The following is a 24,591-nucleotide window of genomic DNA, read 5'->3' as shown; positions in this document are numbered from 1 at the left end:
ACATTTCCGCGAAACGGCGCGCTTCTTCTTCGGTTCCGGTTCCATGCCGGGGGCGGGTTTATCCGGAGTCATGGAAGCAATCTAGGCCGCCGCTCTGACAATTAATGGCATTTCAGGGGTTACAACCAAACTCCTATGGCTAGTAATTTTTGTAACCCAGCGGACGGAAGAACAATGAAGTCATTCCAAGACGTCGACTGAGCGCTATGGCGTGTCGTCTAAACCGGCGGGACCGCGGAATGCCGTAAAATCAGAGCAATTGCGGCCAAGGGGGCCCTTAATACGGGAAAGGCCGGAAACTCAATGACTACTCCACCAGCTGGCTGGTACGACGATCAAGCGACTCCTGGTCGCCAACGCTGGTTTGACGGAACGCAGTGGACCGACCATTTCCAGAATGCTCCTGCAATGACTGCCCCGCCCGTCTATTCCGCGCAGCAGTGGCAGCAACCTCACCACACCATGGGGCCTATGACCTCGTCGAATCTTAATGTGGTCCGCGAGGTTATCTACAATCGCCAACAAACCCCGCACAGTGCGACAGCGTGGACCCTCATCTCGCTTTTCACCGGCGGCATCGGGCTCATCTGGGTCGCCTACTACTCGTTGAGTCCCAACCACTACTGGAAGGCCTGACAGCCAGGGTTCCACCAAGGCTGCCAGCAACTCGTCTGCGGGCGCACGAAGCTTTCCAGGACTTAGCCGCCAGCCGTAGCAGCACGACGACGGGGACGGGCACTCAGTGCCCGCCCCGTCTGGGTTTAGGCCTTGGCTCGCAAGGCCCGGGGTGAGCCCGAACCGCTAACTTCCGGTTAAGCCTCGACCGCTTCCTCGCTGCCGGTCTCAGACCCGCCCGCCCTCTGTTCGTCGCGCCTTTTCCGTTTGAACAACCCCGCTACGCTTCCGCCGACCGAGCCCGCCGTACCGGCAATGGCGCCGCCGACTCCCTTGACCGCGGTAAGGGCCTGCGGCTCATCCGGGATCCCGTCTCCGTCAAGGTCCACGCTCCGGAACGCGCGCGTTACCGTGTCGGCCGCCGTTGCTACCCCGGCGCCCACTGCCGAACGTACAGCTCCTCGCAGAGCTCCTCACCCTGCCCGGCTCACCCGTGCGGCATCGCGCAGCACGGCATCTGCTCGAGACCGATGGCTATGTGGACCCCTACGTGGTGGTCTGGGCTTCCCAGCTCTTGGACAGGTCTACGAGATTCAGCCTGTCGCTGCCGGAACGGTGTCTTCGGGAGCAGGTTCAGACTGAATCATCGTCCTTTGTCGGTTTGACGGTCGTGGACCGGTGTTAGCGGCCATGAAAAACTGCCCGTAGATGGCCACGGAATTGCCCGCTGATGGCCACCGGGACTGCCCGCCTGTGGCCATGAGTTCTGCCCAGCCATGGCCGCTTGGTTTGCCCGCATTGTTCGCTTGTCCCGCCGTGTCGTAAGACGGCGGGGGCCTCTTCCCGTTTGGATGTCGGTGTCGAATCGAATCCGCTGACAGGAAGAGGCCCTGAATGAAGGATGCCCTAGAAACCGTGAAAATTCTTGCTGCCTATGATCTGACCAAGTCGCTGCGCGGTGCAGCGGAGCTGTCGGGTTGTTCCCACCACACTGTTGACCGGCTGGTCCAGGCCCGTGATGCCGGGCGTGCACCGGGCGGTGTGACGGACCGGCCCCGGGTCACCGACGAGTGGCTTCCAAAGATCGAGGAATGGGTCGAAAAGTCCAAGGGCCGGATCCGCGCCGATGTCATCCATGACAAGCTCGCCGCGATGGGCTACCGAGGTTCGGACCGCTCCACCCGCCGCGCCGTTTCCCAGGTCAAAGAGGCCTACCGGCGCGGGAACAAAAGGGTCCACCGTCCCTGGATCACCGAGCCAGGCGCCTGGCTTCAGTACGATTTCGGCGACGGGCCCGTCATCGACGGGGTCAAGACCGTACTGTTCGTCGCCTGGCTGGCCTGGTCCCGGTTCCGCATCGTGATCCCGCTGCGTGACCGGACGGCGCCGAGCGTGTTCTCCGCCCTGGACCGGTCATTCCGGCTGCTCGGCGGCGCGCCAACGTATGTGCTGACCGATAACGAGAAGACCGTCACCACCATGCATGTGGCCGGCGTGCCGGTCCGTAACCAGCAGACGCTGGCGTTCGCCAGGCACTACTCCGTCGAGGTGCTCACCTGCCAGCCGGCGGACCCGGCATCCAAGGGCGGGGTCGAATCGTCTGTGAAGATCGCCAAGGCAGACCTGGTGCCCAAGGACACCAACCTGCGAGACGAATACGCCTCGTTCGCCGCGCTCGAGACGGCCTGCACCGCGTTCATGGACCAGATCAACACGCGCGAGCACCGGACCACCCGCCGCCGCCCGGTCGACATGCTCGCCGAGGAGGCCGCGTCCCTGCACCGCGTCCCGGACACAGCGCATACCCTCGCCTACGGGGTCGGGCGCCGGGTGCCGGAAAACACGCCGATGGTCTCGGTCGAAAACGCCCAATACTCCGTGCCTGCCCATCTGCTCGGCGCCGAGGTGTTCGCCCGCTTCCACGGGACCGGCCCGGATGCTCAGGTCGTGATCGTGCATGTTGGTGCCGGCGGGCCGGTCGAGGTCGCCCGGCACCGACTTGCCCGGCCCGGGTCCCCGGCGATCCTGGACGCACATTTCCCGGACCATCAGCAGAAGGTGCCCGGCGACTACAAACCCGTGCCGCGGTCCACGGCGGAAGCAGAATTCCTGGGCATTGGCGCCGGCGCGAGGACCTGGCTGCTGGAGGCCGCCGCGGCCGGAGCGCAGCGGATCAACGTGAAGATGGCCGAGGCTGTCGCGCTGGCCAAGATCGCGGGGACTGCCGAGGTCGATAAGGCCCTGGGCGTTGCCGCGATCCACCACCGCTTCGCGCACGGCGACCTCGCGTCGCTGTTGAACGCGGGCGGAAACCACACCGGGCTGCGCACCGCCGCGGAGGACAAGTCCCTCACCCAGGGCACCGCCGGGTGGGCCGGCCTCGGCACCACCGGCGCCGGGGAGGGCGCCCGATGAGCATCACGACCGCGAACAGCACCGCACCGGCTCTGCCCGCCGACCTCGAGGCACTCATGCGGCAACTGAAAATGCCCCACGCCCGCGCCATCGCCCCGGACGTGTTGGCCACCGCCCGCGCTCAGCGCTGGGAACCGGCCGAGGTCATCAAAGCACTGCTCGCGGAGGAGACCAAGGGCCGGGCCCGGTCGATGCTCGCCACCCGCCGCAAGGCTGCAGGGTTCCCGACCGGCAAGACGTTCGCCCTCTGGGACGAAGCCGCGTCCTCGATCCCGGCACCGACCCAACAGGCCCTGCGCACCCTGGAATGGATCCACCGGAAAGAAAACCTCGTCGTCTGCGGCCCCTCCGGGACCGGAAAGACATTCTTCCTCGAAGCCCTCGGCCAGCAGGCCGTCGAAGAAGGGATGCGCGTCGCCTGGTTCACCCTTGAGGACCTCGGCGCCCTGATCCGTTCGCACCGGGCCGACGACACCGTCACCCGGGCCGTGGCTAGGATCCTGCGCGCAGATCTCGTGGTCGTGGATGACATCGGCCTCCTCGCCGTGGCCACCGACGCCGCCGAAGGCCTCTACCGGGTCGTCGACGCAGCCTATGAAAAACGGGCCGTCGCGGTCTCCTCGAACCTTCACCCCGCAGGCTTCGACGAGCTCATGCCCAAAACCCTGGCCACCGCGACTGTGGACCGGCTCCTGCACCACGCCCACGTCTGCCAAACCACCGGCGACTCCATCCGCCTCACCCAGGCCCTGGCCGGAAAGGGCGTCATGCCACTGAACTAAACCCCAAACTGGTGGCCAGCAAACCCCATCCCCAAGCGGGCAAACCAGCTGGCCACCACTGGGCAGTTCTACTGGCCACCAGCGGGCAGAAATGCTGGCCGCCTACGGGCAATTCCTAATGGCCGTTGACAGACCGGGGAAACAGCGGCGTGTCGTCAGGCTGTCCCCGGTCCACGAACGCTCCGGTGGCAATCCAGTCGAGGCTGGACACGTACGGTTTGCCCCTCGACTCCTCGTGGACTCTCCGCAGGTCTCCTACGGTTGCGTCATGGCTCCACATCCTCGTTCGCCGGCCTAGCCGTAAACGTGCAGTGCTGCACCGTAGCCCAGCGGCAGTCCGTGGCCGTTCAGCCACGACACCATCACCTCCGAGGTTCCGGCAAGTGTCAGGTTCTGCGAAGCAGAGACACCCCGGAAGGGCCTGTTCCCGGCCTCGTCTGCGGCCGCGCCCAGCCCTATGCGCCAGTTGCGGGCGACACCACGGCAGATCTGGGCAACCTCCACCTGGAATCCGCTGCCGGTGTTCATGGCCTGGGCATAGCGCCCGATCGGTTGTGAGTTCGAGCCCTTCGTCTGCACGACCAGCCACTCGCCGTCGCGGCGCGTGCCCTGAATGAGTGCGACCAGATGGGTGGCTGACTCTACGTCCTCCCAATCTTTGTACTGCTGATTCACCTGCGCTTTCCACTCCAGCGCTTCTTCTGGCTGAAGATCCAGCATTAGCTCCAGTGAGGCTTCAGGACGTGCGATTGTTTCCAGCATGGCGGTGCCTTTCATTTCTAACCGATGCCTTCATTGTCAGAGGCCCCACTGACATTTCTTCCGGCCGTGATAGGCCTTCGGAAAATGTCGGCCCCGGTTGATAGCCTGCCCGTGTTGATGGAGAAGGGCCGGGTGGGCTCGGAAAGGAAAGGGTTCCGGTGGAGAATCACGACAACAATCCTGAGTTGGCTGCGGCGAAAGCAATTGCGACCATCGCGCACAGGTTCCAAACCGATAAGATCGGCGCGCCGTATATCGAGCACCCCCGCCGCGTGGCGGCCAGCTGGACGACCCGAAGCACGTTGCGGCGGCCTGGCTGCACGACGTCATCGAAGACTGCGGCATCACAGCTGAGAACCTGAGGACCGCGGGAATCAGCGACGAGGTGATTGACGCCGTCGTCCTGCTTACCCGCACCGAGGCCAACACGAGTAACGGATACTACGAGGCTATTCGCGAGAATCCCATTGCCTTGGCCGTGAAACTGGCGGACATCGCCGACAATACCGATCCAGAGCGGACGGCGCGTCTGGAACCCGAAGTCCGACAGCGGCTTGCAGCTAAGTATGAAAACGCGAGGAAGCTGCTCGGCCAGAAATAGCTTTACCGGTGTTGTTCCATGCGGGCGCGCCGGTCAACGTCCGGCCCACTCCAGCACGGGAATCCGCCGTCGGTGCCGGTAGTGTTGGCGCATGGCAGCACATGGGGGAAATCGATGGTCTCGGGCTCTAACGCTTTTGCTGGTTCTGGCCAGTTGCGGAATCGCACTAAGTGCCTGCGAGTACGAGGACGACAGCCCGGCTCACTCTGATGCGTCAGCTGCAGGCTCCCCGTCATCTCCCCCACCCGTGCCGATGGCAAGCCAGGCTCCTATCGACACTCCGGCCGCATTCTCCCCGCCAGCGCGCCCTCCCGTGCCTAACGACACCCCCGCTCTAGCCCGAGCCCGCGCAACAAATCAGGCGCAACTGGAAAAGCGATTGGGTCTCCCGCCTGACGGTCTTGTCTTGGGCGGATCAGGCGGACTGGGCAGTGGCGGACTTCGGGCGTCAGCAACTGAAATACCAAGGGGAAGCTACATGGTTACCGCTGAATGCGTGGGAATGCTCAAAGCATCGCTCACCGTCTCGCAGCCCGGCCTGCGGGGAGGAACCACTCATGAAGTGACCCTCAACTGCAGAACTACGGCGCGCGCGAAACTGGACCTTGCAGCAGGACCGGTTTCCGTCCGCATCACTCCTTCCACCGCCACCGCCCCGGGCCGCACTACCATCGCCGGATTCTGGATGGTCCCGGCCGCCTGATCGAGACGCGCTCCCTGCCGTCACCACCAGCGGTGCCGGCACTCCGGGTTCTGGCACGCCCACCTCGGTACCCCAGATTCAACCTTGCCGGTGGCGGGGTAAATCCGTACTTCCTCGGTCAGGCAGCAACCGGCAAACTCGGCCTTCGGGCTCTCAGCCATGGCATCGGGCCCCATCATGCCGTAGGCAATCCGCCACGCTTCCTGGCCGCACACAGGGCATCTGCGAACAGTCTCCCGCTTCTTTGCGGGCTTCACGTCGTTAGTCATGGATGCAATGTATCCCGGGGTGGCGACATCTGCGGCAGTTACAAAAACTCTTAGCGCCTAAGCAATTTTTGTAACTGCCGCAGGCCGATAGGCACTCACGACCGCGGCGCCGCCGCAGACTCTAGCGGCACCGTATGACGGCGTTAGACTCGGCCGCACCGGTCTCGAAGCTCGGAGATGACTGCTTTCTCACGCCCGTTGACGGCACCATCCACAGCGGCCACCCGGTTGGCGACGTCGAGGATGTCGCTCAGATCCCCTGGCTCGGCGTCCAGGCGTCGCCAAACGTCAGCGGGGTCGATATCGACGAGGCGAGCGAGCTGCTCATCGACCACCTGATGCTGATCCCGGACCAACCTCACCAAGTGCCGGAATAACACGGCCTCATCGTCGGCGATCTTGCCGTCCGCCATGATGACGAGCCACGCGACCCACAGCATCAGCTGCGGGTGCTGACTCCGCTCGCTCAAATTCCGGGCGAGTTCAATCACCCGGGCCTCGTTCCGGAAGACGTCTCGCGCGTGCTGTCCAGCGACCAGCGTCGTGTATCGGTTCAGAACGACCGCGAGCGGAACGCCGACGAGCGGGATGCCGATTTTGATGACGGTGCGCTGCAGGAGGAACTTTCCGACGAACGGCAGCCCCCTCGCAGCGGTCAGAACCGCTCCGGAATAGAACCTCTTGATCACCGGCCGCATGATGGCCGGGACGACCCTGGACACGCCCCCACGCACGACTTCCCCGCCCTTGATCGTGAATGCCACCCGAATAAGCTTCCACATGTCATCGGGGTCGGATAGGTCGAGTGGGACCCGATAGAGGACCGCGACGTCGTAGGCCAAGCGCAGCTGGAGCCGCGTAATGAACGCGACATCGACCATGACGGTCACGATGGCGGCCGGGACAGTCGCGGGTGAGGAACCACCAAGGCTCCCCAGGGTGGCGATGATGGCCGCCGTGTAAGCACCCGCGGAGAGGCCCCCTTCGAGCGCGGCGTAGCGAGCTGCCATCTTGATCCGCTGATCGACGATGGCGTCCGCGGGCACGCCCTCGTACCGCTCCTGGAAGTACTGCCAGGTGACCTTTTCGGTGTAAGAACCCAGCGCTTGAGCGATGAGCTTAGTGAACCATCCCCCCGACTTGATGTCGTCCGGGCTCAGCCCCTTGACGAACTCCCTCAGCTCGGCTCGCTCATCCTCGACAACCTTCAGGTCGGCATCATTGACGTCGTCGACGTTAACAGCGTCGTCGGCGTCGACGGCGTTGACAGCGTCCATCGGAGCTTCGGGCATGGCAGGTCCTCTCAGGTGGGTTCAGTGTCTAGCGACGTTGCCGAGATTATTGGACAACCCTGCCGACATCTCAACAGGGTAACCCAGCGACCAGTACATGAATGACGGAGCCCCAAGCTGGAGCGCTCACTGGCGATCGATTCCACCGGCGACGCCCGATCTTAGCGCCGTTTCCGAAACGGTCGACGGTGAGACTACGAACACGCCCCAGCCACGAATAAATCAGGTAAATTTGTGGTTGGAACTTCCGGGCCAGCAGCGTCCCGACGTCCTTCCCTCCCCTTGAATGGATCCCTCCCCCATGTCTTCCGCGACTCTCTCGGCGGAACCTCGACGGTTCCCGCTTGCCGCGATGCTGGTTCTGGCCACAATCACGTTCACGGCCATCACCACCGAACTCATGCCGTCTGGCCTGCTGCCTCAGATCAGCGACGGCTTGAACGTCTCCGAGCCAGTTGCCGGCTACCTCGCTGCAGCCTACGCCGCCGTCATCGTGGTCACCGTGATTCCGGCTGCCCGGCTGCTGGCCAGGATTCCGCGGAAGACCCTGCTCATCTCACTCGTCCTCACCTTCGCGCTCAGCAACGTCCTCGTCGGGCTCGCACCCAACTTCACTGCGGCTATGGGCGCGCGGCTTGTCGGAGGCCTGGCGCACGGCCTGCTCTGGACCACCGTGGCGCCGTTCGTTTCGCGGGTGGTCCCGGCCGACAAGGTGGGCAAGGCCCTGGCCATCGTCTTCAGCGGCAACAGCCTGGGCATGGCCATCGGCGCCCCCGTGGGCACCGCGCTCGGTGCGCTCCTTGGCTGGCGCGCCTCCTTCCTCTTCCTGGCCGGCTTTAGCATGCTCCTCACCGGTCTGGCCGTCTGGCTGCTTCCGCAGGTCCGCCGGGTCCCCGACGCCGTCCGCCCTTCAATGCGCAAGGCCATCGCACAGCCCGGCGTGAAGTCCGTGGCCATCGCCTGGCCCCTGCTGGTCCTCGCCCACTTCGCGCTCTTCACGTACATCGCGCCGTTCATCCGCGAAGCCGGCCTGCCCGACTACGCCACCAGCCTCTCCCTCACCGTCCTGGGCGCCTCCGGCCTCATCGGCATCTGGATCGCGGGCATCACCGTGGACTCCCGGCCCCGCCGTTCGCTGCTGATCACGACGGCGGCCATCGCCGCCGCGATGCTCCTCCTCCCGCTCGGCGGCGGAACGATTCCGGGCGCCATGGTCCTCATGACGGTATGGGGCGCCGGCCTCGGCGCGATCGGCATCTACAACCAGGCAGCCATCCTCCGCGCCGGGCGCGAGGACCGGGACGCGGCTAACGGCCTCACCGTCCTGACCATCCAGCTCGGCATCACCATCGGCGCGCTCTACGGCTCCGCCGCCCTGGTCCTCGCCGGCCCGCTCATGGTTCCGGTCGCCGCTGCCCTGCCGGTCGCCGTCGCCCTTGCCATCACGCTGGCCGGCAAACGACATGCCTATCCCGCGGGCCGGAAAGAGCGCGGCTGGGAAAAGCAGGAACTCAAGGAGCCGGTGTCCCAGCACTAACAGGGTGCCGCTAACGAACCGGTATCAGTTCCCCCAGGCCCCGGCCGGTGGAGGGCCTCTCGGAGGAGGGTCCGTTGTTGCTCCGACCGGCCGAGCGTAGACTCAGCGCCACCGCGGAAGGTGGAGGCAGCAGGCGTGTAGAGCATCCGGGAGCAGGTCCTCGAAGCCGAACAAAACGCCAAACTCGGGCCCGGACAAGACGAGCAGTTCTCCGGGTACGGCGTCATGGGGCTGTCCTTCAGTTCCGGCCACGTGCTGGCCATGCGGCGTTTTCCCGTGACCAGTGTTGGCCCTGGCTACACGTCGGTGTGGTTGCGCCGGCCCTCAGGTTCCTGGACCATCTACGCCGATGCCCCGGCCGAACTTTCCTGCGCCCGGTACTTTGGCGCCGCCCTGCAGAACGCTGTGCAGTGCCCCGTCACCGTTGCATGGACGGGCGACACCACCCTTAGGGTGGCCGTCGCCGGTGATGTGGACCTGACCTGGGAGCTCGAGTTGGAAACAACCGCCATCACCCGGGCGATGTCGGCAGTAGTCGGCGCCCTGCCCGCTCCCCTCCTGGAGAGCAGGACATTCCTGAAAGCCATGGGCACCGCCGCGGGACCGGTGTTGCGGGCGGACCGGCTCGGACTGACAGGCAGCGTCCCCAACAGGCAGGGCTTCCGTGCAAAACCGCGCCGGATGTGGTTTGTCTTCCGAAGCTCTGCCACCTTGACCGGTGAGGACCTGGGCAGCCTGCAGCCCTTGCGCGGCCAGACCAAGCTGGGCGATTTCTGGATCCCCCAGCGGGGCATCTTCCTGATCGGAACGTCATCCTTTGACGTCTTCGACCCCGTCCGTCACCTTCCGGCCAGAGAAAGTTGAGAAGTGGGTGCGAGCTCCTATCGCAAAATCTTCCCTGCTTCGTGACCAGACGTATTGTGACTCAAGGTAGCGTTGGGCGATGTACCTGGACTGGAGCGAGGCTTCCTTGGCCACTACGCATCCTTGGCCGCCTGGTCTGGCCGAGGCTCCTCGTCTAAGTTGGCACAGCAAGCTGCATCACGATCATGCCCCGGAGCGCGTTATGCCGGCTGAAGTCTCAATCCGTACCTGGCGTCGAGCAGAGGTCACCGGGCCACGCTGGTGCCCAGTCCAACGTTAGTGGTGGTTACGGTTTAGCTTGAGAAGAAGCAACCCTTAGCTGGCTATTTTCCAGATTTCTTCCTGAAGCGCCCTTCCGAAGAACTCGGGGATCGGGGACTGGGTGTTTTCTGAAGTCAGCCAGTGGTTTCCCGTCAATCGCCCGTAGTCGTTGAAGTCGATCTCTGCTGTCCATGTCGAGAGACCGCTGTTGGATCGCACCTCGACCAGGACTGTCATTCCCGTGACTTCGATCCCTGCGACTCGGGGTGTCTTCTTCGCGATCCGGCCTGCGGCATCGGTGAAGTCCTGCTGGGTTAGATTACCGTCGAACCGAAGCGGAGTGTTCTTGCGGCGCTTCGTTTCTTGAACGGATCTGTAGGTCTGAACGATGCCATTGCCAATGAGAGCCGCGACGCCAGTTATGAGTACCTTGTCAAAAACCCCCACGCTGCCTCCAATCGAAACTCCCGCACGAAAGGATACCGTAGTGAGGAGTAAATCGGTCGTCCGGGAGGTCATCGCGAGTTAGCGCTTGATCCCTGTGAGTATGTCAGCACGAAGGACGCAGTCGAGGCAGGTATTCGTGCGGTTGAGCTCCCCAAGCTGGCCGCTAGGGGCGGCACTCTCCGACCGGCCGAGGGCCACCGACGAGGACCCCGGTGGTCGCCCGCGTGGCGCCGAGCCGACACTTCGGCACCTACCAGAATCTAATGCTCCCGGCACCCACAGCTGCGGATCGTGCCGGCCTTCAAGTATTCGGGTGCGGCGGAACGTCGTGCGCCTTGCGTGCCCTGGCACCGGCATATGATTTTCGATGCATCATTCAATTTTTCCAACGGGGGGTCCATGAAGAAATCCATCGCATTTATGGAAGAGGTTGCGCCGTAGTGAAACCATTGGCGCAGCTTAGTCGCATTGTTCAGGTCCAGCCGCGTGACGTGTGGCCGCACGAAGCTCGTCACTTCACACCATGGCTGCTTCAGAATGTTGACGTTCTGAGTGAACTGCTGGGGATGGAGCTCATCCTGGAAGCGGCCGAACATCCAGTCGGCGACTTCAGTCTCGATCTGAAGGGGTATGACGAAGCATCCGGCGACATCGTCATCATCGAGAACCAGTTGGAATTCTCGGACCATACCCACTTGGGACAAATCCTCACCTATGCCGCCGGAACCGACCCTACAACGATCATTTGGCTCACAACCGGATTCCGCCCGGAGCATCGAGCGGCAATCGACTGGCTGAATGAGCGGACCGATGAAAAAACTCGATTCTTCGGCGTGGTCATCAAAGTGGTTCGGATCGGTGATTCGGAGCCAGCACCGAACTTTGAGTTGGTCGCCCAGCCGAACGACTGGGAGAAGCAGGTGCGCCGTGCGACATCGGCGTCGTCTGAGGCTGGCGGCAAAGCAGCCATCTACGCAGAGTTCTGGGCGCTCGCGCTCGAGCAAATCCGTACCCTGCACCCGACATGGACCCGCGGGCGCCGGAGCACGCAAAGCTGGGCCAACACTTCCACCGGAGCACGCGGTGTGGTGCTTTCGATGGCATTTACTCGTGCAGGCATGATTACCCAGTTCTACTTCGAAGACCCAGATGCAACCGTCAACTCCCAGCGCTTTGAAGCAGCCCTGGCACAACGGGACATCTTTGAAGCCGCCCTCGGCCGCGCCGTGGAATGGGACCGGAGGGACGGTCGGAAAGCAGCCAAGATCGTCGATGGGCCTGCGGATTACGACGTCACCGACACAGCACGCTGGCCCGAAATGATCGATTGGCTGATAGAGAGCCAAACCCGAATGCGTCGGGCCCTTGATGCCATCGGCGGTCCGAAAATCTTCGAAGGGACTGTGCAATGACAAAGACACGGTTTAGGGCCAGGACAACGGCTGCTTTGCTCATGCCTGCGGCGGCAGTGGGGCAACCTGGTTAAAGAATCAGTAGGAAATGCCCTCTAGAAGGGCAAGGGTTGCCGCTACTGGAGGCGGCCAGACTAGGCGAGCAGCGCCTGCAGCATGCCCTAACGCCGTCCGAGCTTTCCCCGCCTGTTCCACCCAGTCGACTTTTCAGGCAATGGCCCGGCCTGCTGAAAACCTCCGCCAGGCCCTGCCCCTCCCCTCTGCCCCGACCTTGCTGGTCTACGGCGACCAAGACATCGGTGCCCCATTGGCCGTCGCGAACGCGCTCAACTCCGCCGACGAGTTCGATGCAACCGTCCGAGCGTTCCTCCATGAACACGGTGCCTAGAATCGCGCCGGAAGTTCTATTCACATCACCGTCGGCCTCTCGGGGCCTCCCGTATGCGCCGCCCGTGCAGCCTCGTAGCTGCTGTCGAACGGCAGGGTGTCCATCTCAAGCAGCGGGTTCCTGTCCTGGGTCGCCACCAGCTCGCGGGCGGCGTCGTCCGAATCCACGCTGGGCATGGACCCGGGCAGGTGCCGCTGTGCGGATTCCGGCAGGAAGTAGATGGCGACCGCCGCGATGGCCGACGTCGCCATGAGGTAAAACGCCGGCATCAGGTCGTTGCCTGTCGCCTGAATGAGCGCGGCGATGATGAACGGGGCGGTGCCGCCGAAGATCGCCACGGCAAAGTTGTAGGCGATGCCCATGGCAGAGTAGCGGTGGGCCGTGGGAAACAGCGCAGGCAGCGCCGATGCGAGAATGGCCACGAAAAACGCCACGGGAAACGCGACCAGGGCCAGCCCGGCGAGCGTGGCCGGCACGGTTCCGATCGAGATCAGAAGAAACGCGGGAAGTGAAAACACCACCGTGCTGATGGCCCCGATCCAGAGCACCGGCCGCCGCCCGATCCTGTCTGAGAGGCGGCCCGTCAGCGGGATGCACAGGGACATGACCACCAGCACCGGCACGGTCAGCAGCGTCCCGTGGATCTCGTCGTAGCCCTTGTTGGTGGTCAGGTACGTGGGCATGTAGGACGTGAGGGCGTAGCCCACGGTGTTGCCGGCGGCCACCAGGATCATGGCCAGCACGATGCGGCGCCAGTGGTCCTTGAAGATCCCCACCGGGCCGACGGGGCGGAGCTCGTCGTCGGTCTCGTGATGCTGGGCGGCCACGGCTTCGGCCTCCTGCGTGGCCTTGAAGGCGGGCGACTCCTCGATCTTCATGCGGAAGTAGATGGCCACGATGCCCAGCGGGCCTGCGATCAGGAACGGGATGCGCCAGCCCCACGCCTCCATCTGCCCCTGGCCGAGGATCAGCTGGAGCGCTGACACCAGTGCGGCGCCCAGGGCGAAGCCGAGGTAGCTGCCCATGTCCAGGAAGCTGACAAAGAAGCCACGGCGGTGGTCCGGTGAGTGCTCGCATACGAAGGTGGTGGCCCCCGAGTACTCGCCGCCGGTGGAAAAGCCCTGGACCAGCTTGGTGACCACCAGCAGCACGGCGGCCCAGATGCCCAGCACCGCATACCCGGGAAGCAGGCCGACGGCGAACGTCGCCGCGGCCATCATCATCAGGGTCATTGCCAGGACCTTCTGCCGGCCGATCTTGTCGCCCAGCCAGCCGAAGAAGATGCCGCCCAACGGACGGGCGATGAACGTGGCGCCGAAGGTTCCCAGCAGGAACAGGTTCTGCACGGCCCTGTCCGCCTCGGGCAGGAACACCGGACCCATCGTGGTGATCAGGTAGCCGAAGACGCCGACGTCGTACCACTCCATGGTGTTGCCCACGATGGTCCCGCCGAGCGCTTTCCTCAGCGTGCGGTGGTTGACGACGTTGACGTCGGAAACACGCAATCGTCGCTGCTGCAGATGGCGCTCTGTCATGGCTCGGTCACCGCCTGTTATCAGGCTGGGCACGTGCCGCCAGATCGCCGGCAACCCCGTTTCGGTGGAAGCCCAACTCTCCGTCCATCTTCCCACCAGCGTTCTGGCACAACAATGAAAAACCGAAGCTTACTCACACGACCCTGGCCTCCGCCGTCGTGCGTCCAGCGGCGACTGGGATAGGCTCGCTTGCGGCCGAACAGGCCTCGACACCAACTGTTAGGGCGGGAATTCCTTGGATCCATTGAGCGGCCTGGGCCGTGACGAACTCAGCATCTTTTCGTGGGTTGCGGCCGCCGTGTTCGCGCTTGCGGCCGGTGTTTGGCGTCCCCGCAGGCTTCATTGGACGGTGGTTGGTGCCGTCCTACTCTTCGCGGCACTCAACGCTGGTGCCGGGATCTACGTCCTGAACCATGTCGGTGACCCGCGCTGGTCGCCAAGGGAACCGCTGACTGCTCCGTCGCTTTCGGGGACGCCCATGGTTGGGCAGTTTCTGGGCCCCCTGGACTCCGCCCTGACCGCAGTGTTCGACGGGATGAATGAGTTCCTGGCGTTCAAGCAGGCACTGCCCGTAGCGCTGGGCTTCCTTGGCACGTCCGGCTGGGCCCTGCTGGTGTCGTTCCCGCTTGGCATTCTCGCCGCCGTCGTCAGCTACTTCATGGAAAGGCGCCGAAAAGCGGACTTCGATAAGTACCGCGCCACCGTTGACCAGCTCAAACTAGAGCTTGAGCAGGTGAAGCGGCAGATCTCGTCAGGGAATTCCATAGGCACGCCGCTCCACGCAGGGTCGGCCGACAGGGAGCAGGCGCCCCGCTGCGCGGGATAATGGAAGCATGACGGATCGGGATCACGACGAGGATCTGTGGCAGGAGTTCGACCGGCTCCCTCCCGCAGGGCCCGACCGGGTCCGGGGACTGCCCGGCGGAGAGCCGCAGGGCTTTGGTTTCCGCACAGGTGTGCGCAGCGCCAAGGTGGCTCTCGGGTTCGCCGTCTACGCCCTGGCGCTGGGAACCATGCTGGTCCTCACCGGCGCGGTGGTGTTCATCAGCCAGGGCCGGTGGCTGCTGCTCGGACTGATGGTGCTCATCGAGGCCGTCTTCATCTTCGCCTTCAGCCGGCTGGCGCGCCAGGCACACAACCGGCGCGCAGCCCAGTAGCGGTAATTAGAGGACGACGGCGGGAGGTACCGCCGTCGTCCTCTGTTCGGTTTTTGTTCTTACTGGTCGGACGCCGGGTCCGTACCGGCCGTTGACACAAGCGGTCCCAGCATCAAGCTTCCTGGGGTGAACTCCTCACCGCATTCCGCGCACAACACCAACGGTTTCAGGTCGGCCCCGCAACTGTGCTTGTACGAGGCACGGGGCGTCTCGTCCCGCATCCAGGTGCTGCTCCAAGCCGCAAGTGAGATGAGAATGGGCGCGACTTCGGCCCCGGAGGTTGTGAGGTGGTACTCATAGCGCGCGGGGCGCTCGGAGTACTGGACGCGCTCAATCACGCCACGGCTTTCGAGTGTGCGCAGCCGGCCCGTCAGGATGTCGCGGGACGCGCCGGTATTTCGGGCGATCTGGTCGAACCGGTGAACGCCCAGGGACATTTCACGAAGCGCCAGCAGCGCCCACCGTTCCCCGAGCACGTCGAGACCCGCCGCGATGAAGCACGCCCTCGGAGCATCCACTGGCTTTTCGGTCGGCCGATTCATCGTTCACCTGCTTTCGGTACTTTCTCCAATCATACAGTCAGTTGGAAAACCCAACTAACTCGGCTAACCTGAGATTCTGAGGCCGCGGCACCCCGCGTCGCCGCCTGATCCAATACCAGGAGAAACCATGCCACTGCTATCTGGCGCCGTCGTTCTTGTCACCGGTGCGAATGGAGGATTGGGCCGCGAGCTCGTGGAACAGGCCCTCGCCCGGGGCGCCGCGAAGGTGTATGCCACAGCCCGACGTCCGCAAGAGTGGCGCGACGCCCGAATCGTCCCTCTCGCCCTCGACATCACCAACGCGGACTCGATCCGGGCCGCCGTTACCCAGGCCCAGGACGTGACGGTCCTGATCAACAACGCCGGCATGAGCGTCGAATCGGACACTTTGTTGGCCCTATCCGACGCGGAGCTCCGTGAAGTCATGGAGACCAACTTCTTCGGACCGGTCGCCCTGACCAAGGCATTCGCGCCGGTGCTCGCCGCCAGCGGGGCATCAGCGGTACTCAACATCCACTCGGTGCTGAGCTGGATCGCCCTGACCGGTGCCTACAGCGCATCCAAGGCCGCGCTGTGGTCGGCCACCAACTCCTTCCGCGTAGAACTGGCCCCGCAAGGCACACAGGTCACTGGTGTGCACGTCGGCTACATCGACACAGCCATGGCCAAGGGCGTCGATGCCCCGAAGACCTCCCCCGAGGAAGTCGCGCGCAAGTCGTACGACGGGCTCGAGCAGGGTGATTACGAGGTCATCGTGGACGACATCAGCGCTGGCGTGAAGCTCGGCCTGTCCGGTCCGATCGCGGATCTGTACCCGGCCCTGGCAGCCAACGCCCCGGCATGACCGCGACAAACCCTGAAGACCTGCAGAGAACCTAGGAGGAAACCACCGTGTCAGCCAACGCCTCAGCGGAGCGCTCGGAAACCTTCACCTGGACGGATCCGGCCGTTGCGCTCGAACAGCTGCCACGGCTGTCGGGCCTGGACTACTTTGCCGGCCTCCGCGACGGCAGCATTGCGCCCCCGCCGATCGCTTCCCTGATGAACTTTGACTTGGTCAATGCGACGTACGGACACGTCGAGTTCCAGTGCTGGCCGGGAGAAGCGCACTACAACCCCCTCGGGATGGTGCACGGCGGGCTTGCATGCACGCTCCTCGACACGGTACTCGGCTGCGCCGCACACAGTACGTTGGAAGCCGGGATCGGATACACCTCCATCGATCTGGCAGTTAAATACCTGCGGCCCATCACGCTCCAGAAGGGTGCACTTCGCGCAGAGGGGTCGGTGGTGAAATCCGGCCCGCGGGTGGTATTCACCGAAGGCCGCCTCAGTACTGCCGGCGGAGAACTCCTGGCAACCGCCACGAGCACGCTGCTCATCTTCCCCCACCAACCGGGCGGACAGACGAGATGACTGATACCGGCACCATTGCTTCGCCGGCGCCAGCCGCCCAGGACCGCGTCCTGTCCCCGGCCGGCCCTTCGGGAATGCCGGCGTTGAGCCGCTTCGGCATTCCTCTGGGGCTTGCCGGTCTCGGCGGCGGCTGGTCCGCCGCGAGGAGCACACTCGGATCCCCGATGTGGCCGGAGGAAATCCTGTTCGGAGCAGCCGGCTCTCTGTGGCTGGTTCTGACCGCCCTCTACGTGTTCCGCGGCCTTCGCCGAAAAGGAACATTCAGGGCCGACCTGAGACATGAACTGGCAGGGCCGTTTGCGGCCTTCATACCGCTAGTGGGGGTCCTGCTTTCGGCGCACTACAGCCAGTATCTGCCGCCGTGGGGCGCCTGGCTGTGTACGGCTTTCATTGCCGCACTTGCCATCGTCGCTGCCCAACTCCTCGCCCACTGGGTCACCGGCGGGGTATCCCTGCAGGCCATCCATCCCGGCTACCTGCTGCCCGTGGTGCCCGGATTCTTCGTTGCCAGCATCGGATTCTCAAGCATCCACGCGCTCGATGCGGCCATGGCCGCGTTTGGCATTGGCGCGTTCTTCTGGCTGCTCATGGGAACCGTCGTCACCGTGCGCCTGATGACCGGCGGCGAGCTGCCGCCAGCCGCCAAGATCGGACTGTCCGCCTATCTGGCTGCGCCTGCAACGGCCAATATCGCCTGGATGGTGTCACATCCGGGACCCGTGGGGGCAGTGCAGCTCGCCCTCTCAGGCGTGCTGGTGATCATGGCGCTGATGCAGGTCATGCTCCTCCCCGAGTACCGCAAGCTTCCGTTCACGCCGATGTTCTGGGTATTCACCTTTCCAGTTGGTGCAACCGCGAACTATTCCATGCGCTGGCTTGCAACAACCGACCTCCCCGGCCGGGAAATTTACGCCTGGACGATACTGGGCCTTGCAACAGCCTTTACGTTGGTCATTGCAGCTCGCACCGTGCCGGCAGGAAATCCACGCCGAAGCGGCCGCGCAGGCCGCTGACGACACCATCGCCGGGACGATTACGCCGTCTTCCGCTCCCGCCACAGCAGCGACACCACGAACGTCACGGCGCTCAGCGCCAGCATGACCAGCACGATCCGACCCCAGTTCTCCTGGTTGACCCCGGTGCCGTAGAAGATACCGATCATCACGGTCGCGCTGATGGCACCGACGTACCGGCAGGTCTGGAAGATCCCCGCCGCCACTCCCCTGTCCTCCGGCGCGGCGGAGATGTACAACCCCTGGTTGGAGGCGATGCTGACCGACCCGTACGGCACCCCCATCAGGGCGGTCAGCACCAGCACCAGCGGGACGAAGAACGACGCGGTCAGGAGCCAGAGTGCCGCTGCCGCCACCGCAAGGAGTACGACGCCGGCAATCAGCACCCGCCGGACGCCGAACCTGTCGATCGCCTTCACGGCGAGCGGGGTGATGACCACCGACATGGCCGCAAGCGGCAGCATCAGCACGCCCACCAGTCCGGGGTTGTAGCCCGCGGCTTCCTGCAGCAACTGGGGGAGCCCGAAGAACGCGAAATAGTAGACGCCGCTGAACACCGTGAAGCCGAGATACACCAACAGCAGCGGCCTGTTCCTGCCGAGCAGCCGCAGGTCCAGGAACGGGCGGTTGAAGCTCAGCTCGCGCCAGGCGAACAGCACGGCGAACACCATGGCGCCGCCGAGCAGCCACCAGCGGAGGCCGGGCAGGGCATTCAGCAGACCCATGAGCAGCAGCACCATGCTGCCCACGAATGCGAGGATGCCGGGGATGTCGGAGTCGCGGAGGAGGGTGGAGATGCTGCCCTGCTCCCGCCTCTGGTCCGCGGGGGCGTACTTCCGCACGATGAGCAGGGCCGCTAACGCCAGCGGCACGTTGATTAGGAACAGCGCCTGCCAGCCGACCAGGCTTACGAGCAGCCCGCCCACTACCGGACCCACCGCGGCCCCGGACGTGTTGGCCATCTGGATCCGACCGAGCGGTCTTGTTGAAGTCGTATCGGCCAACTTGGCCAGGGCGCCGACCATGACGACGGCGCTCGGATACGCCGTGGCCGTCCCCAGCGCCATAAGCGCGCGGGCGATACAGACAAACACGAAGTTCGGCGAGAAGGGCGCCAGCGCGCATGACACGATAACGAGCCCCATGCCGAGCATGAAGAGCTTCCGCGGCCCGAACCTGTCGGCAAGCCGCCCCATCAGCGGCTGGCCCGCGGCCGAGGTGATGTAGAAGGCGGTGATCACCCAGGTGACCGTTGCGACGTCGAGCCTGAAGTCCTCGCGCAGCACCACCAGGGCAACGGCGATCATCGACGAGTTCAGCGGGTTCAGCGATGTGCCCAAGCTGAGGCCGGCGACGGCGAAGCCCGTGCGCTGGCGGGTCTGGCTACTGGCGCGGGGAGAGTTGCTCACGGCAACAGTCTGTCCTACAGGTGCGCTAACTCCCCAACTGGGCGGAGGGTGTCGGCGCGGGTTGAAGGACGGGCAGCCGATCTTGCTTGGCGCCAATGCCACGCGCACTCACGGGCCACCGACATGTACACAAAGTCCACAACGTAATACGATGTTGTCATGAGTAGTGAAAAGAAGAGTAGGCCATTTTTGAATGTTCGGGAGACGGCCGCATTGCTCGGTGTACATGAGAACACCGTCAGGAACTGGGTGAGAGGAGGCACGCTCACGTCAGCACGTCTGCCGGGCTCATCGCAGCATCGTTTCGCCCGCGCGGAGGTCGAGCGTCTTCTCAAGAATCGTGGCGAAAGCACATCATCAGTAGCCCCCGCCCTTCGGGCTGATGGGCCCGAACTGGTCAGCGCTAACGAACTTCACAGTTGGGCGGCACGGGACGACGCAAAGGGAGCCTTTCCGGAACTGATCCGCCGTCTTTTGGCCGTGACCCCGGGCATCACCAACGTCGACGTGCGGGCGCACGAAGGTGGGGCCGCGCCCGGATGGGACGGCACAGCGACATCCACCGGAAGCACCTATCTCCCGTCCGGTGAGCTGCGTTTCGAGTTCGGTACCGAAGCCAACTCGAAGGGCAAGGCGCAGAGCGACTACGACAAGCGCGTAGAGTCACTCCCTAATGACGCGAGCTCGGTGTTCGTGTTCGCGACACCCCGCAACTGGGCAGGAGCGAAGGGATGGGCAACGGAGCGTGCGGCGGAATCAAAGTTCGCCGGTGTTGTGGCCGTCGACGGGCACCGCCTTGAGGGGTGGCTCCTAGCGTCTCCTTCCGTGCACTATTGGATTTCCGAGCGCCTCGGGTACCGGCCCCGCGACGCTCAGACCATCGAACGGTGGTGGAAGTCGTTCCAGGGGCGCACCGACATCGCGCTTCCTCCCGAATTCTTCGCGGCCGGGCGTTCAGTCCCGGCCGAAGAGCTGCGTGCCGTGTTGACGGGTGCAGCGCAGGGCGATGCGATCGTGACGCTGAAAGCGCAGTGGCAGGACGACGCTCTGGCCTTCCTTTTCTCAGCATTGGCAACGCATGACGAGCTTCTTTACCGCACCGTCGTGGTTACTGATAAAGCCGCGTGGCAACGGATGGTCGAGTCGCCGGTTCCCCTGATCCTTGTGCCGCTATTTGAGGGCGAGCCAGACCTTGCAGCGACGGTAAACGGTGGACATCGTGTCGTCCTGATCGCCGGGGCCGACGACATTGTTCGCCCCGGTAAGGGAGTCGAGCTTCGGAAGATCGACCGAGTTGCCGCTCGCGAGGCTTTGAAGGCGATAGTTTCCGACTCGGACAAGGCGGAAGCAATGGTGGCTCTCGCCCGTCGCAGTATGGCTGCTCTTATCCGTTCTATCGCAATTGAGCCACGATTCCGCAAACCGGAGTGGGCAGCTAAGCCCGAGTCTGCTGGCATTCTTGCGCCCCTTGTATTGGCCGGATCGTGGTCAGGATATGAAGATGACCTCCTCGCCTTGGAGAAGTTGACTGGGCGAGCACCGGAAGAAATAGAGCGACTCCTTACCAGTCTGGCCGGTCGTAGCGATGCCCCTTTTGTCCGCTCGGGAGGCACGTGGAGGCTGACATCGCCAGCAGAGGCGGCCCTCCTCCTCCTGCCGACGTTGACGACCAACGACTTGGCCCGTTGGGGTGAGGTGGTTGTGGATGTTCTGCTGGAACCAGATCCCTACCAAGGCATGGACGCCCTTAGCCGCATGACAGCGAGTGCGCACGGCACGACGCCGCGTTATTCGGATATCCTGAAGAAAGGACTTTCGAACGGCTTGGCGCTTTCGGCCGCGAGCCAAGGCGAACTTCCAACCGACCTGCAAATGCAAAGCCGCGTGGAAAAGATCGTCCAGGGGTTGCTTACTACCGCCAACGCCGACGCGTCCGGCGAGATCTGGGCCCGGCTGGCTGGCTCCCTGCCCGCATTAGCCGAAGCGTCTCCTGAAGTCTTTCTTGACGCCGTCGAGCTTGACCTTGAGCAACCGAACCCTGTCCTCGGCACTATGTTTAGGGATCAAGCGCAGGACGTGTTCGGTCCGTCATCCCCTCACCCGAGCCTTCTATGGGCAATGGAGACGCTTTGCTGGTCGCCCTCTCATTTCGGCCGAGCGGCGCTGCTGCTCGGTCAACTCTCCTCGATCGATCCCGGAGGTCGGCTTAGCAACCGTCCGATCGCGAGCCTTCAGACGGTCGTAACGGGTTGGCTTCCTCAAAGCGGGGCTACGGTTGACGACAAACTCGCGGTGGTCGAGCGGATCCTTCAGCGCGAGCCGGGCGTTGGCTGGAAACTCCTTATGGGAGTGTGGCCCCAGAACCACGCGACCGCATTCCCTCCTCACGCGCCCACATATCGCGATTGGAGTCCCGTCAGGCAATCAGTGACCTACGCAGACTGGGGCCGCTTCGTCCACAGGCTTGCCGCCATCGCCATGGGTGAGGTGGGCACAAGCACGGAACGCTGGCTGGAATTGCTTCCGAAAATCGCTACGTTGCCCACTGATGGGCGGGGTGTGGTTATCCAAAAGCTTCGTGAGGCTGTCGGCGCCGACACTTGGAAGGAGGAAGAAAGGTATGCGATGTGGGAAGCACTGACCGGCGAGGCAGACAAACACGAAGAGTATGCGGAGGCCGAGTGGGCCATGTCCGCCGACGACGTGACGCTTCTTCGTGCTGTTGCTGATGATCTGACACCTGATCGGGACGCCCGCCGATTCTCGAATCTCTTTGACTGGCGGCCTCGTATCCCTAACTACAAGTGGGGAGAAGAAGGCTACGACGTTGAACTCGCCCGGTTACGAAACGAGGCCCTCGAAGAGGTCCTCACACTTGGCGCGGGGGCGTTGGCCGCGTTGACGCTTGAGGTGAAAACTCCTCACATTATCGGCAGAATGCTCTCGGCAAGGGATGACGCCCCCGAGGAGGCGATCCTCGCCTGGCTCAGCACTCAGGACGAAAACCTGAGACATGCCGCCTTGACCTTCGCCAGCGACAAAATCAATCTTGAAGGCTTCTCCTGGGTCAAGTCTGCGCTTACCAGCCCTGCGTTGAGGGAAGCGCCATCACAGGAAACACTCATGGCAGCCGTCCCTTTCGCAAAGCAATATTGGACCGAGGTTGCCACCCTCGCCAAGGATCTCGAGGCAGCATATTGGAAACGAACGCAACATCGCTACGCCGCCACGGAAGAGCGCGCAGAAGCAATCGATCTGCTCGTCAAGCACGATCGCCCATGGGAAGCAGTAGAACTCCTCAGTGACATGCTTCACGACAACTGCCAACCTGGCGTTGGCCTCGTCAAGATGGTCCTTAATGCGCTCAGGAATGGGCCCGGCCCCATCCAAGACACGACTATGAGTAGCTACTACCTCGGCAATGTCCTGACGTACATGGAGCAGCACTTCTACGACGACGAGGACCTTCCAGGGTATGAGTTCGTGTTCTTTGAACTGCTACATGATCACCAACCCTCGGCGGCGCTCTACCGGGCGCTGGGAACGGAACCAAGCGACTTCGTAAGCATGATCAATGCCCTCTACCGTGGCGATGACGACCCCCAGCGGTCGCTTACTGCTCAAGAGAACGCGTTCGCTCATCTGTCATTCAGCGTTCTTCACAACTGGCATACCCTTCCGGGTCTCGCCGAAGACGGCACCATCGACGGCCCTCACCTGACTGCTTGGGTGCGAGGCGCCCGACTCGCCTTCTCAGACAGCAAGCGCGCTGCGATCGGCGATGAACAGATCGGCCAAGTCCTCGCATCAAGTCCCGTAGGCGCCGATGGCGTCTGGCCCGCGGAACCCGTCCGAGAGATCATCGAAAACATCGGCAACGCACGGCTAGACACGGGACTGCACATTGGCAAGATCAATCAACGTGGGGTTACCACCCGAGGTGTCTTTGACGGGGGAGACCAAGAGCGCGAACTCGAAAAGAAGTATCGGGAGATGGCGACAAAGATTTCCACTCGGTGGCCGCGCACTGCGCGCGTGCTCCGCGGCATCGCAGACAGCTACCAACAGGATGCTCGCCGCCACGACTCCAAGGCCGAGAGAATGGGCGATGACGGCTAAAACGGGAGGCGTTGCGACCTACTCGTGGTCTTCTCACGGTTAATGTCGGAGAGGCCTGCCCCTGCCGGGCTGGCCTCTCCCCATTTAGGTTGTCCCTGATCAGCAGAGAACGAACCCTTAGCATCGGGCAAAAGGACCTACGGATGATGCTAGGTGGCCTGCTACACGGGACCAAGCTCGGGACTCGCAGGCGTCGTACCGTTCACGGCGTGACGTCAGCAGGACGAAGTGCGTGAGATTTTCGGCATGGCACCGCCCTACCACCCCTACCCCAGCCGCCGCTGCCGGAACATGGGGAACTGCTCCCTCACCCGTGCCACAGTAGACAGTGAAACCTCCACCGCCCGCACGCCCGGTTCCAGCCCGAGGTCCGCCTCCACGTACCCCATCGGGTCAACCAGCAAGCTGCGCCCGACGGAGACCGGCGGGGCCTGGCACACCCCTGCCACGTACACGCTGTTCTCGATCGCCCGCGCCGCATTCAACGCCAGCCACTGCTCCGTCTTGTGCGTGCCCGGCACCCATGATGGGCAGACCAGCAAAACCTGCGCGCCGGCGTCGGCCAGGGACCGGGCCAGCTCCGGGAACCGCAGGTCGTAGCAGGTCATCAGCCCGAACCGCGCTCCCCCGGCCTCGAACACCACGGGCTCGGTGGACGGTCCCGGCTTGATGTAGGTCGACTCCCCGAAGCCCTGCGCGTCGAACAGGTGGATCTTCCGGTACACCGCCAGCCACTCACCGGAAGGCCCGAACGCCACGAGGGTGTTGTACGCCCGGCCCTCCTCGTCGGACGTTTCCACCACGCCCGCCACCAGCGCGATCCCGTGGCGGGCCGCGGTGGCGGCGAGTTCCCGGCAGATGGGGCCGTTCAGCGGCTCGGCCACCGCCGGGAACGAAGCATCCACGATCTTCTTCTCGTACGTGGCGTACTCCGGGAAGGCCACCAGCGCGGCGCCGTCGGCGGCCGCCGAAGCGGCGAACCGGTCGATGGCGGCCAGGTTCGCCGCGACGTCGGTGCCGGATTCAAGCTGCCCGAGGGCTATCCTCACGCC

General features: G+C 63.8%; 23 protein-coding genes and 1 pseudogene. 16 read left to right on the top strand and 8 right to left on the bottom strand.

What is annotated here, in order from left to right; all coding sequences use genetic code 11:
* Nucleotides 1–303: 303 nt before the first annotated feature.
* The 4 genes and pseudogenes from LFT45_RS06015 to istB all read left to right on the top strand — a co-directional run.
* Nucleotides 304–369: pseudogene (locus LFT45_RS06015) on the top strand (hypothetical protein); the annotation flags it as partial.
* Between the two features lie 102 nt (nucleotides 370–471).
* Nucleotides 472–636: a hypothetical protein gene (locus LFT45_RS06010; protein WP_236809493.1), complete on the top strand. Its 165-nt coding sequence runs from the start codon at nucleotides 472–474 to the stop codon at nucleotides 634–636.
* 873 nt (nucleotides 637–1,509) lie between these two features.
* The gene (gene istA / locus LFT45_RS06005) at nucleotides 1,510–3,030 is read left to right on the top strand and encodes an IS21 family transposase (protein ID WP_336885583.1); all 1,521 of its coding nucleotides are present in this window, start codon (nucleotides 1,510–1,512) and stop codon (nucleotides 3,028–3,030) included.
* Entirely contained in the window at nucleotides 3,027–3,812 is a 786-nt protein-coding gene (istB, locus tag LFT45_RS06000; RefSeq protein ID WP_236804791.1) for an IS21-like element helper ATPase IstB, read from the top strand. Before istA ends, istB begins: the two co-directional genes overlap by 4 nt.
* 294 nt (nucleotides 3,813–4,106) lie before the next feature.
* Here istB and LFT45_RS05995 read toward each other — a convergent pair whose 3' ends face one another.
* Complete coding sequence (locus LFT45_RS05995; RefSeq protein ID WP_236807474.1) at nucleotides 4,107–4,589, bottom strand: hypothetical protein; 483 nt, start codon at nucleotides 4,587–4,589, stop codon at nucleotides 4,107–4,109.
* Nucleotides 4,590–4,959: 370 nt separating this feature from the next.
* On the opposite strand from LFT45_RS05995, the gene LFT45_RS05990 reads away from it, so the two are divergent.
* Nucleotides 4,960–5,175, top strand: coding sequence for a hypothetical protein (locus LFT45_RS05990; protein ID WP_236807473.1), 216 nt, complete (start codon nucleotides 4,960–4,962; stop codon nucleotides 5,173–5,175).
* 478 nt (nucleotides 5,176–5,653) lie between these two features.
* Nucleotides 5,654–5,878, top strand: coding sequence for a hypothetical protein (locus tag LFT45_RS05985; protein WP_236807472.1), 225 nt, complete (start codon nucleotides 5,654–5,656; stop codon nucleotides 5,876–5,878).
* A 20-nt stretch (nucleotides 5,879–5,898) separates the two neighbouring features.
* Here LFT45_RS05985 and LFT45_RS05980 read toward each other — a convergent pair whose 3' ends face one another.
* Together LFT45_RS05980 and LFT45_RS05975 are read right to left on the bottom strand one after the other, a co-directional pair.
* The gene (locus LFT45_RS05980) at nucleotides 5,899–6,147 is read right to left on the bottom strand and encodes a hypothetical protein (protein ID WP_236807471.1); all 249 of its coding nucleotides are present in this window, start codon (nucleotides 6,145–6,147) and stop codon (nucleotides 5,899–5,901) included.
* A gap of 143 nt (nucleotides 6,148–6,290) precedes the next feature.
* A complete protein-coding gene (locus LFT45_RS05975) occupies nucleotides 6,291–7,439 on the bottom strand; it encodes a hypothetical protein (protein ID WP_236807469.1) in 1,149 nt (382 codons plus the stop codon).
* Nucleotides 7,440–7,740: 301 nt separating this feature from the next.
* Between LFT45_RS05975 and LFT45_RS05970 the strand changes: the two genes are divergently transcribed.
* Entirely contained in the window at nucleotides 7,741–8,976 is a 1,236-nt protein-coding gene (locus LFT45_RS05970) for an MFS transporter (protein ID WP_236807467.1), read from the top strand.
* A gap of 276 nt (nucleotides 8,977–9,252) precedes the next feature.
* Nucleotides 9,253–9,840: a hypothetical protein gene (locus tag LFT45_RS05965; protein ID WP_236807465.1), complete on the top strand. Its 588-nt coding sequence runs from the start codon at nucleotides 9,253–9,255 to the stop codon at nucleotides 9,838–9,840.
* Nucleotides 9,841–10,155: 315 nt separating this feature from the next.
* Here LFT45_RS05965 and LFT45_RS05960 read toward each other — a convergent pair whose 3' ends face one another.
* Complete coding sequence (locus LFT45_RS05960; protein WP_236807463.1) at nucleotides 10,156–10,548, bottom strand: hypothetical protein; 393 nt, start codon at nucleotides 10,546–10,548, stop codon at nucleotides 10,156–10,158.
* Nucleotides 10,549–10,988: 440 nt separating this feature from the next.
* Here LFT45_RS05960 and LFT45_RS05955 point away from each other — a divergent pair, with 440 nt between their 5' ends.
* Nucleotides 10,989–11,960: a DUF4268 domain-containing protein gene (locus LFT45_RS05955; RefSeq protein WP_236807462.1), complete on the top strand. Its 972-nt coding sequence runs from the start codon at nucleotides 10,989–10,991 to the stop codon at nucleotides 11,958–11,960.
* Nucleotides 11,961–12,174: 214 nt separating this feature from the next.
* The gene (locus LFT45_RS05950; protein ID WP_236807460.1) at nucleotides 12,175–12,348 is read left to right on the top strand and encodes a hypothetical protein; all 174 of its coding nucleotides are present in this window, start codon (nucleotides 12,175–12,177) and stop codon (nucleotides 12,346–12,348) included.
* Nucleotides 12,349–12,368: 20 nt separating this feature from the next.
* On the opposite strand, the gene LFT45_RS05945 is transcribed toward LFT45_RS05950, so the two are convergent.
* Nucleotides 12,369–13,883, bottom strand: a complete 1,515-nt coding sequence (locus LFT45_RS05945) for an MFS transporter (RefSeq protein ID WP_236807459.1) — start codon at nucleotides 13,881–13,883, stop codon at nucleotides 12,369–12,371.
* Between the two features lie 235 nt (nucleotides 13,884–14,118).
* Here LFT45_RS05945 and LFT45_RS05940 point away from each other — a divergent pair, with 235 nt between their 5' ends.
* Nucleotides 14,119–14,709, top strand: a complete 591-nt coding sequence (locus LFT45_RS05940) for a hypothetical protein (RefSeq protein ID WP_236807457.1) — start codon at nucleotides 14,119–14,121, stop codon at nucleotides 14,707–14,709.
* A gap of 7 nt (nucleotides 14,710–14,716) precedes the next feature.
* The gene (locus tag LFT45_RS05935) at nucleotides 14,717–15,040 is read left to right on the top strand and encodes a hypothetical protein (protein ID WP_236807455.1); all 324 of its coding nucleotides are present in this window, start codon (nucleotides 14,717–14,719) and stop codon (nucleotides 15,038–15,040) included.
* Between the two features lie 59 nt (nucleotides 15,041–15,099).
* On the opposite strand, the gene LFT45_RS05930 is transcribed toward LFT45_RS05935, so the two are convergent.
* A complete protein-coding gene (locus LFT45_RS05930; protein ID WP_236807453.1) occupies nucleotides 15,100–15,582 on the bottom strand; it encodes a winged helix-turn-helix transcriptional regulator in 483 nt (160 codons plus the stop codon).
* Between the two features lie 127 nt (nucleotides 15,583–15,709).
* Here LFT45_RS05930 and LFT45_RS05925 point away from each other — a divergent pair, with 127 nt between their 5' ends.
* From LFT45_RS05925 to LFT45_RS05915, 3 genes are read left to right on the top strand one after another with little or no spacing between them, the layout of a single operon-like run.
* Nucleotides 15,710–16,426, top strand: coding sequence for an SDR family oxidoreductase (locus LFT45_RS05925; RefSeq protein ID WP_236807451.1), 717 nt, complete (start codon nucleotides 15,710–15,712; stop codon nucleotides 16,424–16,426).
* 47 nt (nucleotides 16,427–16,473) lie between these two features.
* A complete protein-coding gene (locus LFT45_RS05920) occupies nucleotides 16,474–16,998 on the top strand; it encodes a PaaI family thioesterase (RefSeq protein ID WP_236807449.1) in 525 nt (174 codons plus the stop codon).
* Nucleotides 16,995–18,011: a TDT family transporter gene (locus LFT45_RS05915; RefSeq protein ID WP_236807446.1), complete on the top strand. Its 1,017-nt coding sequence runs from the start codon at nucleotides 16,995–16,997 to the stop codon at nucleotides 18,009–18,011. Before LFT45_RS05920 ends, LFT45_RS05915 begins: the two co-directional genes overlap by 4 nt.
* A gap of 20 nt (nucleotides 18,012–18,031) precedes the next feature.
* On the opposite strand, the gene LFT45_RS05910 is transcribed toward LFT45_RS05915, so the two are convergent.
* Nucleotides 18,032–19,420, bottom strand: a complete 1,389-nt coding sequence (locus LFT45_RS05910) for an MFS transporter (protein WP_442863600.1) — start codon at nucleotides 19,418–19,420, stop codon at nucleotides 18,032–18,034.
* A 159-nt stretch (nucleotides 19,421–19,579) separates the two neighbouring features.
* On the opposite strand from LFT45_RS05910, the gene LFT45_RS05905 reads away from it, so the two are divergent.
* Entirely contained in the window at nucleotides 19,580–23,539 is a 3,960-nt protein-coding gene (locus tag LFT45_RS05905) for a helix-turn-helix domain-containing protein (RefSeq protein ID WP_236807444.1), read from the top strand.
* Nucleotides 23,540–23,805: 266 nt separating this feature from the next.
* Here the strand turns inward: LFT45_RS05905 and LFT45_RS05900 are convergent, their stop codons facing one another.
* Nucleotides 23,806–24,588 carry a carbon-nitrogen hydrolase family protein gene (locus LFT45_RS05900; protein ID WP_236807442.1) on the bottom strand — a complete coding sequence of 261 codons (783 nt, stop codon included), beginning with the start codon at nucleotides 24,586–24,588 and terminating at the stop codon, nucleotides 23,806–23,808.
* Nucleotides 24,589–24,591: the final 3 nt, after the last annotated feature.

This window comes from Arthrobacter sp. FW305-BF8 (assembly GCF_021789315.1).
Classification (GTDB): Bacteria; Actinomycetota; Actinomycetes; order Actinomycetales; family Micrococcaceae; genus Arthrobacter.
This window is presented reverse-complemented; position numbering and strand designations above follow the sequence as displayed.

What these genes read in the sequence shown, in the direction of transcription:
- LFT45_RS06010 (WP_236809493.1), top strand. Translation starts at nt 472, where the DNA reads ATGACCTCGTCGAATCTTAATGTGGTCCGCGAGGTTATCTACAATCGC.
- istA (WP_336885583.1), top strand. Translation starts at nt 1,510, where the DNA reads ATGAAGGATGCCCTAGAAACCGTGAAAATTCTTGCTGCCTATGATCTG.
- istB (WP_236804791.1), top strand. Translation starts at nt 3,027, where the DNA reads ATGAGCATCACGACCGCGAACAGCACCGCACCGGCTCTGCCCGCCGAC.
- LFT45_RS05995 (WP_236807474.1), bottom strand. Translation starts at nt 4,589, where the DNA reads ATGAAAGGCACCGCCATGCTGGAAACAATCGCACGTCCTGAAGCCTCA.
- LFT45_RS05985 (WP_236807472.1), top strand. Translation starts at nt 5,654, where the DNA reads ATGGTTACCGCTGAATGCGTGGGAATGCTCAAAGCATCGCTCACCGTC.
- LFT45_RS05980 (WP_236807471.1), bottom strand. Translation starts at nt 6,147, where the DNA reads ATGACTAACGACGTGAAGCCCGCAAAGAAGCGGGAGACTGTTCGCAGA.
- LFT45_RS05975 (WP_236807469.1), bottom strand. Translation starts at nt 7,439, where the DNA reads ATGCCCGAAGCTCCGATGGACGCTGTCAACGCCGTCGACGCCGACGAC.
- LFT45_RS05970 (WP_236807467.1), top strand. Translation starts at nt 7,741, where the DNA reads ATGTCTTCCGCGACTCTCTCGGCGGAACCTCGACGGTTCCCGCTTGCC.
- LFT45_RS05950 (WP_236807460.1), top strand. Translation starts at nt 12,175, where the DNA reads ATGGCCCGGCCTGCTGAAAACCTCCGCCAGGCCCTGCCCCTCCCCTCT.
- LFT45_RS05945 (WP_236807459.1), bottom strand. Translation starts at nt 13,883, where the DNA reads ATGACAGAGCGCCATCTGCAGCAGCGACGATTGCGTGTTTCCGACGTC.
- LFT45_RS05935 (WP_236807455.1), top strand. Translation starts at nt 14,717, where the DNA reads ATGACGGATCGGGATCACGACGAGGATCTGTGGCAGGAGTTCGACCGG.
- LFT45_RS05930 (WP_236807453.1), bottom strand. Translation starts at nt 15,582, where the DNA reads ATGAATCGGCCGACCGAAAAGCCAGTGGATGCTCCGAGGGCGTGCTTC.
- LFT45_RS05925 (WP_236807451.1), top strand. Translation starts at nt 15,710, where the DNA reads ATGCCACTGCTATCTGGCGCCGTCGTTCTTGTCACCGGTGCGAATGGA.
- LFT45_RS05915 (WP_236807446.1), top strand. Translation starts at nt 16,995, where the DNA reads ATGACTGATACCGGCACCATTGCTTCGCCGGCGCCAGCCGCCCAGGAC.
- LFT45_RS05905 (WP_236807444.1), top strand. Translation starts at nt 19,580, where the DNA reads ATGAGTAGTGAAAAGAAGAGTAGGCCATTTTTGAATGTTCGGGAGACG.